This is a genomic window from Streptomyces sp. Root1310 (assembly GCF_001426425.1).
Taxonomy (GTDB): domain Bacteria; phylum Actinomycetota; class Actinomycetes; order Streptomycetales; family Streptomycetaceae; genus Streptomyces.
In genome coordinates this window covers 786,408-805,574 of sequence record NZ_LMEQ01000001.1, presented here as the reverse complement: position 1 = coordinate 805,574, position 19,167 = coordinate 786,408, and the positions used below count along the sequence as shown (strand labels likewise).

Below are 19,167 nucleotides of genomic sequence, written 5' to 3'. Positions count from 1 at the left end.
GGACAAGCACCCCCTCCCCGAAAGGCGTTCATGCGCACCGCACGTCTCACCCTCGACCCCGCCTTCACCATCGGCGAAGTCAACCCCCGTCTCTTCGGCAGCTTCGTGGAGCATCTGGGCCGGTGTGTCTACACCGGTATCTACGAGCCCGGCCACCCGTCCGCCGACGAGGCGGGGCTGCGGACCGACGTCCTGGACCTGGTCCGCGAACTCGGCGTCACCGCCGTCCGCTACCCGGGCGGCAACTTCGTCTCGGGCTACAAGTGGGAGGACTCGGTCGGCCCCGCCGAGGACCGCCCGCGCCGTCTCGACCTGGCCTGGCGCTCGACGGAGACCAACCGCTTCGGGCTCTCCGAGTACATCGCCTTCCTGCGCAAGATCGGCCCGCAGGCCGAGCCGATGATGGCGATCAACCTCGGCACCCGGGGCGTGGCGGAGGCCCTGGAACTCCAGGAGTACGCCAACCACCCGTCCGGCACGGCGCTTTCGGACCTGCGGGCCGACCACGGTGACAAGGACCCCTTCGGCATCAAGGTCTGGTGTCTGGGCAACGAGATGGACGGCCCCTGGCAGACCGGCCACAAGACCGCCGGGGAGTACGGCCGTCTCGCCGCCGAGACCGCTCGTGCCATGCGCCAGATGGACCCGTCCGTGGAACTGGTCGCCTGCGGCTCCTCCAGCCAGTCCATGCCGACCTTCGCCGAGTGGGAGGCGACGGTCCTCGCGGAGACGTACGACCTGGTCGACTACATCTCCCTGCACGCCTACTACGAGCCGCAGGACGGCGACGTCGACTCCTTCCTGGCCTCGGCCGTGGACATGGAGTCGTTCATCGAGAACGTCGTCGCCACCTGCGACCACGTGGGCGCGAAGCTCAAGTCGAAGAAGAAGATCAACCTCTCCTTCGACGAGTGGAACGTCTGGTACATCTCGGGGTGGCACGCGATCGAGGACTCCGCCACGCGGGACTGGGCCGAGGCCCCCCGGCTGCTGGAGGACAACTACAGCGTCATGGACGCGGTCGTCTTCGGCTCGCTCCTCATCGCGCTGCTGCGGCACGCCGACCGGGTGACGGTCGCCTGTCTCGCCCAGCTCGTCAACGTCATCGCGCCGATCCTCACCGAGCCGGGCGGTCCGGCCTGGCGGCAGACGACGTTCTTCCCGTTCGCGCAGGCGTCGAAGCACGGCCGGGGCACGGTCCTCGACGTGCGGGTCGACTCACCGACGTACGTGACGGCCAAGTACGGCGAGGCGGACCTTCTGCACGCCACCGCCGTCCGCGCCGACGACGGCACGGTCACCGTGTTCGCCGTCAACCGCAGCCGCACCGAGGCGCTGCCCCTCCACATCGGGCTGACCGGCCTCGACCTGGCCTCGGTCGTCGAACACAGTGTGCTGGCGGACGCCGACCCGGACGCCCGTAACACCCTCGCCGACCCCGAGCGGGTCGTCCCGCACCCGGCCGGGGGCACGGCGCTGACGGACGGCGCGCTGACGGCGACGCTGGAGCCGCTGTCGTGGAACGTGATCAGGCTCGCGTGATCGGGCCGGCCTGACCGGGAGCCGCCGCGTGCGGCCGGGCGTACGAAGGTGACCGGCGCCCGGCCGGCCGGCGGTCTCTTCCGATCACCCCCTCGTCTGCCGTGGGTCGGCCGCACATCGGCCGCACACCTGCGGCATGAACCTGTCCGGGCGCGGGAGAGACGGTCCTGCGCCCGGGGCCCCGTCACGCCCGCCCCGCCACGCCCGCCCCGTCACGGTCGGCGGCTGACGGCACAATGGGCCCATGAGGATCTCGGCACGGGCGGACTACGCGGTGCGGGCGGTACTGGAGCTCGCCGTACGGCAGGGCGGCGACCCGGTGAAGGCCGAGTCGATCGCCGCCGTGCAGGACATTCCGCACAAGTTCCTCGAGGGGATCCTCGGCGACCTGCGGCGCGGCGGGATCGTCGACAGCCGGCGCGGCGGGGGCGGCGGCTACCGGCTGGCCCGCGACCCGGCGGCGATCACGGTCGCGGACGTGATCAGGGCGGTGGACGGCCCGATCGTGTCCGTACGCGGCGAACGTCCGACCGGCCTGACGTACACGGGCTCGGCGCAGCCCCTGCTCCCGCTCTGGATCGCGCTGCGGGCGAACGTGCGGCGGATCCTGGAGGGCGTCACGATCGCCGACATCGCGGCGGACGCCCTGCCGGGCCCGGTCCAGGCGCTCGCCGAGGAGCCGGCGGCCTGGGAGAACCCGTGAGTCACGGCCACCGACGGTATCGCCCGATCCCGGGCCACCGACAGCGGCCCCGCCCGGCGCAATACGTACAGATCTCCTATTTCCGGGCTTCGGAGAACCCGGAGCGGGCGCGCTGGACGCCGTGACACGATCCTGCCCTGCCGGAGCGACATGGCGAAAAAGGCGCGACTCCGGCTGCACGAAGGGGAGGGTCACATGGGCAGGTCGATCGTGCGCAGAGCAAGGCTGTGGGCCGTGGGGACGATGATGGCGGCCGGCGTCGTCGGTCTCGCCGCGGCACCCGCGAGCGCGTGGACCGGGGGCAACGTCTGGGTCAACCTGGGCAGTTGGAACTGTCCGGCGGGCGGTTCGGTCGTGGGCGTGTACTGGGCGGTGGACGCGTACTCGAGCGGCCCGGCAGGCGGCGACTGGGGCGACAACGTCATCTATCCACGGGTCCGGGTGGGGGCCGGTGCCTACAACACACTCAGCTACCAGACCATGTGCAAGAAGTGGGGCTGGTACACCTACCGCGGGGTCGTCGGCCAGCGGTCCCTCACGCCCTACAAGTCGGGTCTGAGCTACACCTACTAGGACACGGCCCGGGGACCGGCGTGGCCACCGCGGCCCGCACGTGTACGACGTGCGGACCGCGGCGGCCGGCGCCGTCCGGGCCGGGGGTGATCAGGCGGAGTCGACGCCGACGGTGATCGTCGCCTTGTAGCCGTCGGAGACGCCGGAGCCGAGGGCGGTCAGGGTGAGCAGACCGGAGGAGGCGCCCCCGTCGTCGTAGATGCTGTCGTCGGCGAGGGCCGTCTCCTTGGTGGTGTTCGCGGAGTACGGCGAGGTGGCCTGGATCTCCTCGTTGATGTCGGGGTCGAAGAAGAGCTGACCGGTGTGGATGACCTCGCCGCCGGTGTACGAGTCGTCGGTGAGCGTCACCTCGGTGTGCACCCGCATGTGGACGTGCACGGCCCGGGAGACGTAGTGGCCGGGCCAGATCGAGGTGATGCTGCACTGGCCGTTCGCGTCGGTCAGCTGCCCGCCGCGCAGGAAGGTGCCGTTGTCCTCCTCCTGGTGGCCGTTGCCGCCGACGAAGCCGGAGTACTCGCCCAGGGCGTCGCAGTGCCAGATCTCGACCAGGGCGTCGGCGAGCGGCGCACAGTCGGCGGCCTGGTCGACGACGGTGAAGGTGTACCGGACCTCGAAGCCCTCCTTGTCCTCCCTGATGTCCTCGCGGACGAGGGCGCCGTCGAGGGAGTAGGGGCCTTCGGTGACCTCGGCGTTGAGGGTGCAGACGCCGCTGGTGGCGGAGGTGCCGGCCGAGGTCTCGGCCGCGGTGGAGGACGCCGTCGACCCGTCGGTGGTGTCGGCGGAGGCGAACCCGGCGACGGCGAGTCCGCCGGCGGCGGCGACCGCGGTGCCGCCGATCAGGACGCGGCGCCGCTTCATGGACGTGTCCAGCCGGTGCCTGCCGGGCTGCGGGCCGTCGTCGGAGGTGATGGTCTCGTTCTCGTGGTGGTGCTCGGTGTTTCCCGTCATGTCGAGTGAAGGTAGGGGCGTATCTGAGGAAATCCTTGATGCCGGGCTGTGCGGGACCTGGGGATGCAACGGTCAACTGCCTTTGTTTCCACGCGAGTTCGGGCATCGCGCCGGTGGGGTGGCGGACGGCGGCGGGTGGTGCGAGGGTCGGGCGTCTCCTGACTCGGAGCGACCGGGTGTGAACGGGCCGTGGTGAATGGCCGGAGTTCGGCCTGGGCGGGCCCCAGTGCTCTCCCTACGATGCGATCGCCCCGTTTCTTCACAGCAACTCCATTGGTTCTGCACAGAGTTGATGTGTCGAGCCGGGTGCGCATCCACCCCCCACCGATCCGAACGAAGGACAGAGACCATGGCAAGTGGGCTGCTCCTGGGCGGTGCGGTCGCCGCTCTCATCACCGCGGCGATACCCGCGCACAACTCGTCCCCCGTGTTCGACAACCCGCCTCCGGACAAGATCGTCATCGACGTCGCGACGGTGAACGGCTCCGGCTGTCCCGCCGGTACGGCGGCCGTCGCCGTCTCCGAGGACAACACCGCCTTCACCGTGACCTACAGCGACTACCTCGCCCAGGTCGGCGGAGGCTCCAACCCCACGGCGTTCCGCAAGAACTGCCAGCTCAATCTGGTCGTCCACGTACCGTCGGGCTTCACGTACGCCATCGCCAAGGCGGACTACCGCGGTTACGCCTCGCTGCAGTCCGGCGCGACCGCCGTACAGCGGGCCTCGTACTACTTCCAGGGCTCGTCGCAGACCGTGTTCAAGAACCACAACTTCAGCGGCTCCTACAACGACAGCTGGCAGGCGACCGACAGCACCGACTGGGCCCAACTGGTCTGGGCACCCTGCGGAGTTCAGCGCAACTTCAACATCAACACCGAGCTCCGGGTGAACGCGGGCACGTCCTCGCCGAGCAAGGTCAGCTTCATGACCATGGACTCGACCGACGGCGACCTCAGTACGATCTACCACATGGCCTGGCAGGTGTGCCCGGCCAAGTGAGCCGGTCCCGACCCCCGGGACACCCCGCCGCGTGGGCCGCGCACCCGGCCCGCGCGGTGCCGTCCCCGGTGGGCTCGCGGGCTCGCCCGGCCGGCGGACGGAGGGGGCGTGGGGGATGGGCGGCAGTCGCGGCGCGGTGGTCGTCGGCGGAGGCATCGGCGGGCTGGCCGCCGCGATCGGGCTGCGCCGGATCGGCTGGGAAGTGACGGTCCTCGAACGCGCCCCCGCCTTCGCCGACGTGGGCGCGGGGATCTCCCTGCACGCCAACGGGATGCGGGCGCTGGAGGCGCTCGGCGTAGGTGACGCGATACGGGCCGCCGTCCGGCCGGTCTACACGGGCGGCACCCTCACCCCCGGTGGCCGCATGCTGTCCCGGATGGACGGCGCCGCCCTGGAACGCAGACTGGGGACGCCCGTCGTCGGCGTCCTGCGCGCCGACCTGCACCGCGTCCTGCGTGAGGCGCTGCCCGCCGGGTGGGTGCGGACCGGGGTGGAGGTGACCGGTGCCGCCGCTGCGGGTGGCGACGCCGATCTCGTCGTCGCCGCCGACGGTGTCGACAGTCGGCTGCGCGCCGAGCTGTTCCCCCGGCACCCCGGAGCCGTCTACAGCGGCTCGACGGTTCTGCGGGCCGTCACCGCGCGCCCGCCCCACGACCTGGCCGATCTCGAGCTGACCTGGGGCAGGGGCGCCGAGTTCGGGCACATCCGCTTCGTCGACGGACGGGCCGAATGGCACGCGGTGCTCACTGCACCGCCGGGCGTGCGGTACGCCGACCCGCTCGCCGCGATGCGCCGGCGCTTCCACGGCTGGCACGACCCCGTCCCCGCTCTCCTGGACGCGACCCGGCCGCAGGACGTCCTGCACCACGACATCCACGAACTGGTCACCCCGCTGCCCGCGTTCACCGTCGGCCGGGTCGCGCTGCTCGGCGACGCCGCCCACGCCATGACCCCGAACCTCGGGCAGGGCGCCAGTCAGGCGCTGGAGGACGCGGCCGTCCTCGCCTCCTGTCTGGCGACCGGACCCACCACCGCGGCCGCGCTGCGCCGCTACGACGCGGTCCGCCGGCGGCGCAGCCGATCCGTGGCCCGCGCCGCCCGCGGGGCCGGCCGGATGGGGCACCGGCTGACCCACCCCCTCGCCGTGGCCCTGCGCGACGGCGCCCTGTGGCTCGCGCCCTCCGGACCGACCCTGCGGGCCGCCCTGCGGCATGCCGACTGGACGCCACCGCGGCTGCGGTGACGCCCGGCCGAACAGGGGTGGGTCAGTTCTCGACCCCGAGCGTCAGCGTTCCCGCGTACCCGGCGGAGGTCGAGCTGCCCAGGGCCGTCAGGGTCAGCAGGCCCGAGGCGGCGCCTCCCTCGTCGTAGATGGAGTCCTGGGCGAGGGTGGTGCGGGTGACCGTGTTGGTCGAGTACGGGGAGATCCTGGCGACGGCCGTCGTGATCGTCTCGTTGAAGAAGAGCTGGCCGGTGTGGAGCTCCTGGCCGCCGGTGAAGTGGCCGTCGGAGGTGACCGTGACGCCGGTGTGCACCTTGACGTGGATGTGGATGCAGCGGCCGCGGTACCAGCCGGGGTAGATCGTGGTGATGGCCGCGACGCCGCTGGAGTTGGTGAGGACTCCGCCACGCAGGAAGGTGCCGTCGTCCGGTTCGGTGTGGCCGTTGTTCCCGACGAAGCCGGAGTACTCGCCGAGGGCGTCGCAGTGCCAGATCTCCACGAGGGCGTTGGGGAGGGGCACGCAGGTGTCGTCGTCGACGACCGTGAGGTTCAGTTTCAGCGGGATGCCCGCCTTGCCCTCGGTGATGTCGGCACGGACGTACTGTCCGTCGAGGTAGTAGGGGCCTTCGGTCATCTCCTTCGTGAGGGTGCAGACGGCCGCGGCGGCGACGGGGGCGGTGTCGGCCGCGTCGGCGGTGGGGGCCTCGGTCGTGGCAGCGGCGCCTACGGCCAGGGCCGCTGCGGTCGCGCCCGAGGCGACGAGTACGGTACGGCGCGCGACGGAGGGGCGCGCATCTGAGGTGTCTGTCATGAGCACGACACCGTAGAAACGGTTCCTGTCGGCAGGCTGTCAGTTCGGCAAAATGGGCCGCCGTCAAGCTACTTGCAGGGCAAGTGTCGACACGAGGGTGGCGGTCCCCGTCCGGGACGGCGACCGGAAGCGGCGATTCTCGAAGACTTTCGGGTGTGCGTGCGGGCCATTGACGCGCAAGGGGTTCGATCCTACGGTCCCGTCCGACGACGCGACTGTTGTTCGGTATCACGAACGAAAACCCCCACTGAAGGAGCGTCCGCATGAGCCGCACCTCCCGCACACCCCGCACCTCCCGCACGACGCGCACCGCCCGCACGACGCGCACCTCCCGCACGGCCGGCACGCCGGATACACCCCGCAGGTCCCGCACCTCGCGCGCGTCCCGAAGGGCCGCGCTGCTCGGTGTCCCGGCGGCGGTCCTGCTCGCCCTCGTCCCGTCCACCGCCTCGGCGTACCCCAACCCCGGTACGGTCACCGGCTCCACCGTCGTGCACGACCCGACGATGATCCGCACCTCGGCCGGCCGCTACCTCCTCTACGCGACCGGCGGCGGCCTGTCCTACCGCACCTCCACCGACCGCATCACGTTCAGCGCGGGCGGCGACGCCTTCTCCACCCGGCCGGGCTGGTGGTCCTCCTACGGCACCACCGAGGCCTGGGCGCCCGACATCTCCTACCAGGGCGGCAAGTACCTGATGTACTACGCCGTCTCCACCTTCGGATCCAACAAGTCCGCCATCGGACTGGCCGGTTCGAGCACCGGACTCCCCGGCTCCTGGACCGACTACGGCACCGTCTACACCTCCACCACGTCCAGCGACTACAACGCCATCGACCCGAACCTCTTCGTGGACGACGACGGCAAGTGGTGGCTGTCGTTCGGGAGTTGGTGGACGGGGATCAAGATGATCCGGATCGATCCGGCGACCGGCAAGCAGCTCGCGTCCGACACCGCCCGGCGCTCGATCGCCTCCCGCCCCACCGGGACCAAGGCCGTCGAGGCGCCCTACATCGTGAAGCGCAGCGGGTACTACTACCTCTTCGCCTCCTACGACACCTGCTGCGCCGGAACCAGCTCCACCTACAAGGTGAAGGTCGGCCGCGCCACCACCGTCACCGGGCCGTACTACGACAAGAACGGCGTCGCGATGACGAACAACGGCGGCACGGCGGTCCTGGAGTCGCACGGCAGCGTCATCGGCCCCGGCGGCCAGTCGATCCTGCACGACACCGACGGCGACCTGATCGTCTACCACTACTACGACGGCAACGACAACGGCACCCCCAAGCTCGGCATCAACCTCCTGAACTGGAGCAGCGGATGGCCCGTCGCCTACTGACCCTGCTGACCGCGCTGCTGCTCGCCCTGGCGGTCGGGCAGCCAACCGCGAGCGCGGCCACCGTCACCAACCCGGTCAAGGCGCAGAAGGGCGCCGACCCCTGGATCTCGTACCACGACGGCAACTACTACCTCGTGACGACGAGTTGGACCAACGTCATCACCATGCGCAAGTCCGCCACCCTCGCGGGACTGGCCACCGCGCCGAACATCCAGGTGTGGACCGGGGACGCCGCCTCGCGGTGCTGCAACATCTGGGCGCCCGAGATCCACTTCCTCGACGGCCGCTGGTACCTGTATTACGTGGCCGGGCAGAACGTCTCCGACTACAACCCGACCCAGCGCACGCACGTCCTGGAGTCCGCGGGCTCCGATCCGACGGGCCCGTACACCTACAAGAGCCAGCTCAACTCCGCCTGGATGCTGGACCCGACGGTCGCGACCATCGACGGCCGGCTCTACCTGTTCGGCAGTGCGAGCGGCGGGACGCAGAACCTCGTGGCGGCCCGGATGTCCAACCCGTACACCCTGGCCACCGGCTTTACGACCATCTCCACGCCGACCAACTCCTGCGAGAAGTCGGGAGGTTCGGTCAACGAGGGACCGGAGATCCTCCAGCGCGGCGGCAAGACCTTCCTGGTCTATTCGGCGAGCGGCTGCTGGACGCCCGACTACAAGCTCGGCCTGCTCACCCTCACCGGCTCCGACCCGCTCGCGGCATCGTCCTGGACGAAGAAGTCCACGCCGGTGTTCCAGCGGAACGACTCCGCGGGCGTCTACGGCCCCGGCCACAACGGCTTCTTCAGCTCACCGGACGGCACCGAGAACTGGATCGTCTACCACGCCAACGACGCTGCCTCGGACGGCTGCGACAACGGCCGTACGACCCGGGCCCAGAAGTTCACCTGGAACTCCGACGGCACACCGAACCTGGGCACGCCCGTGGCGCTGGGCTCGACCGGCAGCGGCCCCTCCGGTGAACCCTCGGCCACCGCCACCACCTACCGGATCACCAACCGCAACAGCGGCAAGTGCCTGGACGTGGCGGGCAGTTCGACTGCGGACGGCGCCAACGTCCAGCAGTACACCTGCAACGGCGGCACAAACCAGCGCTGGCGGATCGAGGACCAGGGCGACGACACCAGCCGACTGGTCAACGTGGCCACCGGCAAGGTCCTCGACACCGCCGACTGCTCCGCCGCGGACGGCGCCGACCTGCGTCAGTGGTCCTGGCTGAACAACACCTGCCAGCGCTTCCGCTTCCTCACCACCGACGGCGGATACGTCCGGATCGTCAACCAGTCCACGGGCAAGGTTGCCGACGTCGCCGACTGCTCCACCGCGGACTCCGCCGACGTGCGTCAGTGGTCCTGGCTGAACAACACCTGCCAGCAGTGGAGGCTCGAGCCGGTGTAGCGGTGACGGTTTCCGCCGTCGGCGGTTGCTCCCGGGCGAACCGGTGGCCACTCGGGAGCAACCGCCGACGCGAAGTCCTACCCCGCCTGGCCCATCCCCGCCGCGTTCGGCCAGCTCTGGGCGTTCGGCCAGCCTGTCGCGGCGGCGGGGGAGAGGCCGTTGGTGCCCCGGACCTGGGCGGCCGTGAGGCCGCCGCGGGCCGGGACGCCGGGCGGGGTCGGGCCCATCGGCGGGGCGGGGGCCGGAGCCATGGCGGGGGCCATCGCCGCGGGGGACATGGCGGGGGCCATCGCGGCCGGTGCCATCGCGGCGGCCGGGGCCATCGGCGGAGCCGCGGCCGGGACCGGGGTGGGAGCGGGAGCCGGCGCGGGGGCCGGGGCCGGCGCGGGGACCGACTGGGGGAAGATCTGGGCCGCGGCCGGCATCGGCATCCCGGCGCCGTCGGACGGAGTGGGCTGCGCCATCGCCGGGGCCATCGGGGGCGCGGGCATCGACATCGGGGCACCGACGGCCGGGGCGGCCGCGACCAGCCCCGGCATCGAGGCGCCCATGGCCTGCGCGGCGAGGTTGTGCATGCCGGACCCGTTGGTGACCAGCCGGTCCACCGCCGGCGTGCCCGAGCTGTAGCTGGTCCCGGTGCTCAGCTCGGGCACGGCGGCTCCCCTCCTGGTCCCGTAGAGCACCTGTTCCAGGCCGGACACCAGGCGACGAACGTCCACCTGGGGGCGCACCACGAGCCGCAGGAAGCGGCTGGACGAACCGATCTTGTTGCCGCACTCGCGGACCAGGATGCGGTGCTCGGCGAGCAGCCGGTCACGGACCACGGTGCCCTCGGCGCCGACGGGAAGGCGCACGAAGAGGAAGTTCCCCTGGGAGGGGTAGACGGTCAGCCCGGGCAGCGCGCTGAGCTGACTCGCCATGTCGAGCCGGTCCCGGCGCACCTGCATCAGGCTCTGCGCGTACTCGGGGCCGTGCTCCTTCAGCATGAACACCACGTACTCGGCGAAGGCGTTGAGGTTCCACTTCGGCAGCATCGAGCGGACCCGGCCGGCGAGCGAGGGGTTGGAGACCATGTAGCCGAACCGGATGCCGTGCAGACCGAAGTTCTTGCCGAGGCTGCGCAGCACGATGACGTTGGGCCGGATCATCGCCTCCTGCACGACGCTCGGTTCCTGCTCCGCGTCCGCGAACTCCAGGAACGACTCGTCGATGACGATCAGGTCCAGGTCGGCCATCGCGTCCATGAACTGCACGAGCGCGTGCTTGTGCAGGAAGCCGCCGTCGGGGTTGTTCGGGTTGCAGATGACGGCGGCCCTGGTGCCGCGGGTCCGGATGAACTCGGCGTACTGCGCGAGGTCCAGGGCGAAGCCGCTGGACTCCTGGAGCGGGAACATGTCGACCCGCTTGCCGGTCTCCATGGGCTGGTCGGTCCAGCGGCCGAAGGTGGGGACGGGGACGGCGAGGGACTCACGTACCAGCAGGTGGTCGATCCAGGTGATCAGCTCGGTCGATCCGTTGCCCATCGCCACGGCCTGGGGCGGGAGCTGGAGCAGGTTGCACAGCTCGGCCGTGATCGTGTCGGCGCCGCTCGGGTAGTACGTGATGATGTCCCGCAGCCGCGCGGCCATGGTGTCCATCATGGCCGGGGTGGGGAAGTAGGGGTTGCAGGGGATACAGAAGTCCACCGGGCCGACTCCCTCGCCGCCCTCCCGCGTCAGCGCCGCCATCGACGGGCTGTGTGCCGCGGTGTTGCGGAACAACGAGGAGACGTTGTCGGCCATGGAACCTCCGTATGGGGCGGGCCCGGCGGGGACGACCGGGCCCGTCGTCATTGGGTGGCCCGCGCGGGGGAGCGCGGGCCGCTCTTACATACGAAGGTTGGGGTGGCGCTGTTCAATCGCTGAGGAATCGGTAAGAACTTGTGGGTCACCTGTGAAGGTGTCGTGACCCGAGGCGCCCGCCGCGCATCGGAAAGGGCCCCGCCGGTGTCGGCGGGGCCCTGCCTGTCGTGGGCTCGGAACCGGTCCTGAGCTGCGGACCTGTCCTACGGCCGCGGACGGGTCACGAACCGGACTTGCGCTTGTTCCAGACGTCGAAGCCGACCGCGGCGAGCAGCGCCAGGCCCTTGATGACCTGCTGCCAGTCGCTGCCGACACCGAGCAGGTTCATGCCGTTGTTCAGCACGCCGAGGACGAGACCACCGATGATCGCGCCGAGGACGGTGCCGACACCACCGCTCATGGACGCGCCGCCGATGAACGCCGACGCGATCGCCTCGAGTTCGAAGTTCAGACCCGCCTTGGGACCGGCCGCGTTCAGCCGGGCCGCGACCACCAGACCCGCCAGGGCGGCGAGCGCTCCCATGTTCAGGAAGACGAGGAAGGTGACCTTCTTGTCCTTGACGCCGGACAGCTTGGCGGCCGGCAGGTTGCCGCCGATCGCGTAGATGTGACGGCCGAAGACGGCGTTGCGCATGACGTAGCCGTAGCCGACCACCAGCGCGCCCAGGACCAGCAGGATGATCGGCGCGCCCTTGTAGCTGGCGAGCAGCATCGTGACGGTGAGTACCGCGGCGACGATGGCGACGATCTTGAGCGCGAACAGGTTGCGCGGCACGACCTCCAGGGAGAACTCCTGCTGGCGCTTGCGGTCGCGCACCTCCTGGAGCACCACCATGACGATCACGGCGAGGCCCAGCAGCAGCGTGATGTTGTGGTAGTTCGTGGTCGGGCCGACCTCCGGGAGGAAGCCGTTGCCCATCTTCTGCAGACCGTCCGGGAACGGGCCGAGGGTCTGGCCCTCCAGGAAGATCTCCGTCATGCCGCGGAAGATCAGCATGCCGGCGAGGGTGACGATGAACGACGGTATGCCGAGGTAGGCGATGAAGAAGCCCTGCACCGAGCCCGCGACCGCGCCCACGATCAGGCACAGCACCACCGCGACGGGCCAGGAGACGTCGTGCTGCACCGTCAGTACGGCCGCGAACGCCCCGATGAACGCCGTCAGCGAACCGACCGACAGGTCGATGTGGCCCGCGATGATCACCAGCATCATGCCGATCGCGAGGATCAGCACATAGCTGTTCTGGAGGACCAGGTTGGAGACGTTGCGCGGCAGCAGCAGGTCACCGTCGGTCCAGACCGCGAAGAGCGCGACGATCAGGCCGAGGGCGATCAGCATGCCGTACTGGCGCATGTTGCGGCGCAGGCCGTCCAGCACCAGCTGGAGCAGGCCGCCGCCGGCCGCCGGTCCGCCGCTCTTGCCGGGCGGCGCGGCAGCCGGGCTCTTGGTCACGTCGGTGCTCATCGCGTTACCTCTTTGTCCTTCGTCATCTGACGCATCAGCACTTCCTGCGTGGCCTCGGCCCGCGGGAACTCGCCCGTGAGCCGCCCGGCGGCCATGGTGTAGATGCGGTCGCACATACCGAGCAGTTCGGGCAGCTCGGAGGAGATGAAGACGACCGCCTTGCCCTGGGCGGCCAGTTGGTCGATGACCGTGTAGATCTCGTACTTGGCGCCGACGTCGATACCGCGCGTGGGCTCGTCCAGGATCAGCACGTCCGGACCCGCGAAGATCCACTTGCTGAGGACGACCTTCTGCTGGTTGCCGCCGGACAGCTTGCCCACCGGCTCGAAGACGGTCGGCGCCTTGATGTTCATGGACTTGCGGTAGCCCTCGGAGACCTTCCGCTCCTCGTGCTCGTCGACGATCCCCCGCTTGGCCACCTTGTCCAGCGCGGTCAGCGAGATGTTGCGGTTGATCGTGTCGATGAGGTTGAGGCCGTAGTGCTTGCGGTCCTCCGTGACATAGGCGATCCCGTGCCCGACCGCCTCCGCGACGGTCTTCGTACGGATCTCCTCGCCGTCCTTGAGGACGGTGCCGCCCGCGTGCCGGCCGTAGGAGCGTCCGAAGACGCTCATCGCGAGCTCGGTGCGGCCGGCACCCATCAGGCCCGCGATGCCGACGATCTCCCCGCGCCGCACCTGGACCGACACGTCGTCGACGACCTTGCGCTGCTGGTCGATCGGGTGGTGGACGGTCCAGTTGCGGATCTCCAGGGCCGGGGCCGCGCCCGACTCCGCCTCGTGCGGGGTGCGCTCGGGGAAGCGGTTGTCCAGGTCGCGGCCGACCATGCCGCTGATGATCCGGTCCTCGGTCGTCTCCGCCGACTTCACGTCGAGCGTCTCGATGGACTGCCCGTCGCGAATGATCGTCACCGAGTCCGCGACCTTGCGGATCTCGTTGAGCTTGTGGGAGATGATGATCGCGGTGATGCCCTGCTTCTTCAACTCCAGGATGAGATCCAGGAGTTTGTCGCTGTCCTCGTCGTTGAGGGCCGCGGTCGGCTCATCCAGGATGAGCAGCTTCACCTTCTTCGAGAGCGCCTTCGCGATCTCCACGAGCTGCTGCTTGCCCACGCCGATGTCGGCGACGCGGGTCTCGGGGTGATCGCTCAGACCGACCCGGCGCAGCAGCTCGGAGGCGTGCCGCAGGGTGTCGTTCCAGTTGATCAGCCCACGTGTGGCGTGCTCGTTGCCGAGGAAGATGTTCTCCGCGAGGGAGAGGTACGGCACCAGCGCCAGCTCCTGGTGGATGATGACGATGCCGCGCTGCTCGCTGGCCCGGATGTCCTTGAAGGAGACGGCCTCTCCCTCGAACAGGATCTCGCCCTCGTACGTGCCGTGCGGATGGACGCCGGAGAGCACCTTCATCAAGGTGGACTTTCCGGCGCCGTTCTCACCGCAGATGGCATGGACCTCGCCCTGGCGGACGGTCAGAGTGACGTCCGACAGCGCTTTCACACCGGGAAAGGTCTTGACGATCGAGCGCATTTCCAGGACGGGTCCCGCCATGGTCGTGCCTTCCAATCCTTGAGGGTCGACGCTTACTTGAGCTGGTCGGCCGTGTAGTAGCCGCCCTCGACGAGGACCTTCTCGTAGTTGGTCTTGTCCACGCTCACCGGCTGGAGCAGGTAGGCCGGGACGACCTTGGTGCCGTTGTCGTAGGTCTTGGTGTCGTTCGTCTCGGGCTTCTTGCCGTTGAGGACGTCGTCGACCATGGTCGTGGCGACCTTGGCCAGCTCGCGGAGGTCCTTGTAGACGGTCTGGGTCTGGCCGCCCGCGATGATCGACTTCACGGAGGCCAGCTCGGCGTCCTGGCCGGTGAGGACCGGCAGCGGCTTGCTCGCGGAGCCGTAGTCGTCCGACTTGAGCGCCGACAGGATGCCGATGGAGATGCCGTCGTACGGCGAGAGGACCGCGTCGACCTTCTTGCTGCCGTACGACTTGGTGAGGATGTCGTCCATGCGCTTCTGCGCGGTCGCGCCGTCCCAGCGCAGGGTGGTGACCTGGGTGAGGCCGGTCTGGCCGGACTGGACGACGAGCTTCTTGCTGTCGATGTACGGCTGGAGCACGCTCATCGCGCCGTTGAAGAAGTACTTGGTGTTGTTGTCGTCGTTGGAGCCGGCGAACAACTCGATGTTGAACGGGCCCTTGCCGGACTTCAGGCCGAGCTTGTCGACGATGTAGTTGGCCTGGAGCTCGCCGACCTTGCTGTTGTCGAAGGACGCGTAGTAGTCGACGTTCTTCGTGCCGAGGATCAGCCGGTCGTAGGAGATGACCGGGATGTCCGCGTCGGCGGCCTGCTGGAGGACGTTGTTCAGCGACTTGTTGTCGATGGCCGCGACGATCAGCGCCTTGACGCCCTGCGTGATCAGGTTCTCGATCTGCGAGACCTGCTGGTCGGGGTCGTCCTCGCCGTAGACCAGCTTGGTCTTGTAGCCCTTGGCCTCGAGGTCCTTGACGACGTTGGCGCCGTCGGAGATCCAGCGCTCCGAGGACTTGGTCGGCATCGCGATACCGATGGTCCCGCCCTTGGCGCTGTCCGAGCCCTCGTCCTTGCTGCCACCGTCACCGCTCTGGCCGCAGGCGGACAGGGTCAGGGCGAGGGAGGCGGCGCCGGCTATGGCGGCGAGGGAGACTCTACGGTTGCGCATGATCATCATCCTTGATGTGGGTGCAGAGGTCGGTATCGCGGAGCGACGGAAGCTCCCGGAGCGAGGCCGGGACGAAGTGAAGAAGTAGAGAAACGGTGTGTGGGATTCTGCGCGCCTGTGTCGGCTTCTGTGAAGCGGGGTTTCCGGAACGTTATGACTGGATGTCAAACCGCTTGAGCTCACCCGGCAGGCGCGAGCCCAGCGGCGCCATGTCGCCGTCCGCGCCGTGACGGGCGAGGAGGTCGAGGGCGAGCCGTCCCCGCCGCACCCGCTCGCGGGCCGTGGAGAGCGCCAGATCCCGCAGGTGGTGGCCGTACGGGTAGATCCCCGGGGCCTTGGACAGGCCGAACTTCAGGTAGAGCGGTGCGCCGCGCCGGATCAGCTCGGCGACCTCGTACATCCGGATATATCCGCCGAGATCGTCGGGGGCCTCGATGTACATGTCCATGGGGGCGCCGGAGACCCGGCGGATCTCGGTCAGGTGGTCCAGGGTGAGGTCGCTGGGCACGTTGACCGAGTCGGCGCCGAGCTGCTCGTACACCGCGTACGCCGCCGGGTTGACGGGGCCGATCAGCGCGGACACCTTCAGCGTGGTGTCGGCCGGGATGATGCCGGCCGCACGGGCGCGGTGCAGCGTCCACAGCACGCCCTCGTCGGCGACGAGCAGGCATTTGACGCCCAGTTCCGTCGCCCGGACGGCGTCCTCGACGCACCCGGCGACGGCGTCGTGACCGCGGGCCCGCAGCCCGCCGCCCCGCGAGTCGGTGCGGGTCGAGCCGCCGATGTCCCAGGTGCCGCGCGGCCCGGTGAAGAGGCAGAGCTCGATGTCACGCTCGCCGGTGGCGTCGACCATCTCGGTGATCTCGGCGTCGGTCAGCATCCACACGCCGCTGCCCTGGCTGATCCGGTGGATCGGCACGTCGAGGCGCGAGGCCTCCTTGAGGATGACGGCCAGCGCTTCGGGACCCTCGCACGAAGGGACCTCGGTGCGCCAGCGGCCGCCACCCGGGAAGGTGTGGGCAGAGGTGTCGGCGGGGTCGAGGGCGGGCGCGCCCAGGCCGAGCGCGGTGAGCGCCTGCTCACCAGGTCGACGGGCTGCCGTGGCGGAAGCGTCGGTGGTCACATGCCGTCCTTCGTGTTCGATATTTCGGTCAAGGTTCGCGGCTCAGGTCGTGCGTGGTGTGGGTGTACGCCGGTGCGGGGGTGGTCAGGTCGCCCCCGCACCGGCGTACGGCTCAGGGGCTTACGGCTTGAGCAGCACCTTGCCCACCTTCGGATCGCCTGATCCCACCAGGTCGATGGCCGCGGAGAACTCGGCGAGCGGCAGTTCGTGCGTGACCAGCGGCAGCGGATCGAGCAGCCCGGCCCCGAACACCCGCACGGTGTGCGACCAGGCGTCCGGCGGCGCTCCGAAGACGGTGTGCACCTCCAGCTGTCGTACGACCAGGTCCGTCGGGTCGAGCCCGTCCGCGCCCGGCGCCGGGATCCCGGTGAGGACCAGCCGGCCACCGCGCCGGAGCAGCGAGGCGGCGGTCCGGGCGGCGGAAGCGGACCCCGCCGTCTCGATGACGACGTCGAAGTCGTCCGGGAGCTCCTGGTCCCTGGTACGGAAGTCGGTGGCCCCGAACTGCCGGGAGAGCGCCTCCCGGTCGTTCCGGGTGCCGACGACCAGCAGCTCGGCGGGCGACCCCGCCTTCAGGAACTGCACGGCGAACATGCCCAGCGTCCCGGTGCCGACGACGGCCACCTTCTCGCCCGGCAGCGCGTGCGCCTTGATCGCGGCGGCCGCGATACAGGCGGCGGGCTCGAGCAGGGCCGCCGCCGTGAGGTCGGCGTCGTCCGCCAGGACGTGCAGCAGCCGGGCCGGGAGGGTGAGGGTGGCCGCCATGGCCCCCGGCTGGGTGAAGCCGGTCTCCTCGTACCCGTCCGTGCACAGCGTCGTCTCGCCCGCGTGGCAGCGGTCGCAGACCTGGCAGTTGCGGAAGCCCTCACCGACGACCTTGCGGCCGACGAGCGACGCGGGGACCCCGGCGCCGACCGCCTCGACGGTCCCGGACCACTCGTGGCCGGGGGTCAGCGGGTAGCGGACGTACCCTTCGGGCCGGTTGCCCTGGTACACCTCGCGGTCGCTGCCGCAGATGCCGGTGGCGTGGACGCGGACGAGCGCCTCGCCGGGTTCCGGCCGCCGAGGCTCGTGCGGGACGAGCCGGTGCTCGCCCGGCGCCTCGACGACGACGGCCGTACTCACTTGCCGCTGCCCTTCGGCTTGCGCTGCTCCCAGCCCTCGGCCCACAGGTCGAAACGGGCCTGCTGCTGCGGGAACTCGGCGGCGGCGTCCACGTCGAGCTCGACGCCGAGGCCGGGCTTGTCGGAGAGGTGGAAGTAGCCGTCGATCACCTCGGGCGCGCCCTTGACGACCTTCTTGATCTCCGCGTCCGCGAAGTCGTTGAAGTGCTCGAGGATCTTGAAGTTCGGGGAGGTGAACCCGACCTGGAGCGAAGCGGCGGTGAGGACCGGGCCGCCGACGTTGTGCGGGGCGACGAGCACGTAGTGCGCCTCGGCCGTGGCGGCCAGCTTCCTGGTCTCCCAGATACCGCCGATGTGGCCGACGTCCGGCTGGATGATGTCCACGGCCTGGCTCTCGAAGAGCTCGCGGAACTCGACGCGGTCGTGGATGCGCTCACCGGTGGCGACGGGGATGTCGACCTTCGCGGCGACCTTCTCCAAGGCCTTCAGGTTCTCGGGCGGGCACGGCTCCTCCAGCCACGCGGGCTTGAAGGGCGCGAGCTCGTTCGCGAGCCGGACCGCGGTGGCGGGGGAGAAGCGGCCGTGCATCTCCAGCATCAGCTCGGCGTCCGGCCCGATGGCGTCCCGCACGGCCTCGATGAGGGAGACCGCGTAGAGGGTCTGCTGGTGGTCCAGCTCGAAGTGCCCGGTGCCGAAGGGGTCGATCTTGAGCGCCTTGTAGCCGCGCTCCATGACTCCCTTGGCGGCCTTGTGGTAGGCCTCCGGGGTCCGCTCGGTGGTGTACCAGCCGTTGGCGTAGGCCTTGACCTTGTCGGTGACCTTGCCGCCGAGGAGCTGCCAGACGGGCACGCCGAGAGCCTTGCCCTTGATGTCCCAGCAGGCCATCTCGACGACGGCGATGCCCGACATCACGATCTCGCCGGCCCGCCCGTAGTCGCCGTACTTCATCCGGCGCACGAGGTCCTCGACAGCGAATGGGTCGGAGCCGAGAATGTGGTTGGCCTCGGCCTCCTTCAGGTAGCCGACCAGCGCGTCGGTGTGACCCAGCATGCGAGTCTCTCCGACGCCCGTGATGCCCTCGTCGGTGTGCACCAGTACGTAGGTCAGGTTGCGCCACGGCGTCCCGACCACGTGCGTGCTGATTCCGGTGATGCGCACGGAAGTTACCCTTCGGCTGTTCGAGATTTCGTCACATGTTCGAAATGCTGGGCAGACAGTAAGGATTGCGCGAGGCGAGTGTCAATGGGTCGAACAGGTAACGGTTTCGACAGTTTCGGTACTCCTTTCGAAACTTGGCCTGTCGAGCCGTGATCCAGGTCACTCGAAGTGTCGCGCCGGTATGGCCGGTTTCCCACACAACTTTCACAG

General features: G+C 69.7%; 16 protein-coding genes. 7 read left to right on the top strand and 9 right to left on the bottom strand.

From position 1 onward, the window contains the following. Positions 1 to 30: 30 nt before the first annotated feature. From ASD48_RS03700 to ASD48_RS03690, 3 genes are all read left to right on the top strand, one after another. Complete coding sequence (locus tag ASD48_RS03700) at positions 31 to 1,542, top strand: alpha-N-arabinofuranosidase (protein ID WP_057599888.1); 1,512 nt, start codon at positions 31 to 33, stop codon at positions 1,540 to 1,542. Positions 1,543 to 1,786: 244 nt separating this feature from the next. Beyond that, positions 1,787 to 2,245, top strand: coding sequence for an Rrf2 family transcriptional regulator (locus ASD48_RS03695; RefSeq protein WP_054238157.1), 459 nt, complete (start codon positions 1,787 to 1,789; stop codon positions 2,243 to 2,245). Between the two features lie 195 nt (positions 2,246 to 2,440). Beyond that, positions 2,441 to 2,818, top strand: coding sequence for a hypothetical protein (locus ASD48_RS03690; RefSeq protein WP_157880593.1), 378 nt, complete (start codon positions 2,441 to 2,443; stop codon positions 2,816 to 2,818). Positions 2,819 to 2,908: 90 nt separating this feature from the next. Here ASD48_RS03690 and ASD48_RS03685 read toward each other — a convergent pair whose 3' ends face one another. Next, on the bottom strand, positions 2,909 to 3,766 hold the full coding sequence (locus ASD48_RS03685) for an intradiol ring-cleavage dioxygenase (RefSeq protein WP_057599886.1): 858 nt from the start codon (positions 3,764 to 3,766) through the stop codon (positions 2,909 to 2,911). A gap of 349 nt (positions 3,767 to 4,115) precedes the next feature. On the opposite strand from ASD48_RS03685, the gene ASD48_RS03680 reads away from it, so the two are divergent. Both ASD48_RS03680 and ASD48_RS03675 read left to right on the top strand, forming a co-directional pair. Then, complete coding sequence (locus ASD48_RS03680; protein WP_057599885.1) at positions 4,116 to 4,766, top strand: DUF4360 domain-containing protein; 651 nt, start codon at positions 4,116 to 4,118, stop codon at positions 4,764 to 4,766. A 115-nt stretch (positions 4,767 to 4,881) separates the two neighbouring features. Next, positions 4,882 to 6,009: an FAD-dependent monooxygenase gene (locus tag ASD48_RS03675; protein WP_057599884.1), complete on the top strand. Its 1,128-nt coding sequence runs from the start codon at positions 4,882 to 4,884 to the stop codon at positions 6,007 to 6,009. Between the two features lie 22 nt (positions 6,010 to 6,031). Here ASD48_RS03675 and ASD48_RS03670 read toward each other — a convergent pair whose 3' ends face one another. Then, positions 6,032 to 6,799: an intradiol ring-cleavage dioxygenase gene (locus tag ASD48_RS03670; protein ID WP_057599883.1), complete on the bottom strand. Its 768-nt coding sequence runs from the start codon at positions 6,797 to 6,799 to the stop codon at positions 6,032 to 6,034. Positions 6,800 to 7,062: 263 nt separating this feature from the next. On the opposite strand from ASD48_RS03670, the gene ASD48_RS03665 reads away from it, so the two are divergent. Then, positions 7,063 to 8,142 carry an arabinan endo-1,5-alpha-L-arabinosidase gene (locus tag ASD48_RS03665; protein WP_242432489.1) on the top strand — a complete coding sequence of 360 codons (1,080 nt, stop codon included), beginning with the start codon at positions 7,063 to 7,065 and terminating at the stop codon, positions 8,140 to 8,142. Then, positions 8,124 to 9,557, top strand: a complete 1,434-nt coding sequence (locus ASD48_RS03660; protein WP_057599882.1) for a family 43 glycosylhydrolase — start codon at positions 8,124 to 8,126, stop codon at positions 9,555 to 9,557. Before ASD48_RS03665 ends, ASD48_RS03660 begins: the two co-directional genes overlap by 19 nt. Positions 9,558 to 9,634: 77 nt before the next feature. Here ASD48_RS03660 and ASD48_RS03655 read toward each other — a convergent pair whose 3' ends face one another. From ASD48_RS03655 to ASD48_RS03625, 7 genes are all read right to left on the bottom strand, one after another. After that, entirely contained in the window at positions 9,635 to 11,338 is a 1,704-nt protein-coding gene (locus ASD48_RS03655; protein WP_057599881.1) for a histidinol-phosphate transaminase, read from the bottom strand. A 280-nt stretch (positions 11,339 to 11,618) separates the two neighbouring features. Beyond that, positions 11,619 to 12,863: a multiple monosaccharide ABC transporter permease gene (gene mmsB / locus ASD48_RS03650; RefSeq protein WP_057599880.1), complete on the bottom strand. Its 1,245-nt coding sequence runs from the start codon at positions 12,861 to 12,863 to the stop codon at positions 11,619 to 11,621. Beyond that, positions 12,860 to 14,410, bottom strand: coding sequence for a multiple monosaccharide ABC transporter ATP-binding protein (gene mmsA, locus ASD48_RS03645; RefSeq protein ID WP_057599879.1), 1,551 nt, complete (start codon positions 14,408 to 14,410; stop codon positions 12,860 to 12,862). The genes mmsB and mmsA overlap by 4 nt, the downstream gene beginning before the upstream one ends. A 32-nt stretch (positions 14,411 to 14,442) precedes the next feature. Continuing rightward, entirely contained in the window at positions 14,443 to 15,552 is a 1,110-nt protein-coding gene (gene chvE, locus ASD48_RS03640; protein ID WP_057600979.1) for a multiple monosaccharide ABC transporter substrate-binding protein, read from the bottom strand. Positions 15,553 to 15,703: 151 nt separating this feature from the next. Then, positions 15,704 to 16,675 carry a hypothetical protein gene (locus tag ASD48_RS03635; RefSeq protein WP_057599878.1) on the bottom strand — a complete coding sequence of 324 codons (972 nt, stop codon included), beginning with the start codon at positions 16,673 to 16,675 and terminating at the stop codon, positions 15,704 to 15,706. 120 nt (positions 16,676 to 16,795) lie between these two features. Continuing rightward, positions 16,796 to 17,800 (bottom strand): alcohol dehydrogenase catalytic domain-containing protein, encoded by a 1,005-nt coding sequence (locus ASD48_RS03630; protein WP_054238146.1) that lies wholly within the window; start codon positions 17,798 to 17,800, stop codon positions 16,796 to 16,798. Continuing rightward, a complete protein-coding gene (locus tag ASD48_RS03625) occupies positions 17,797 to 18,957 on the bottom strand; it encodes a mandelate racemase/muconate lactonizing enzyme family protein (RefSeq protein WP_057599877.1) in 1,161 nt (386 codons plus the stop codon). The genes ASD48_RS03630 and ASD48_RS03625 overlap by 4 nt, the downstream gene beginning before the upstream one ends. Positions 18,958 to 19,167 lie beyond the last annotated feature (210 nt).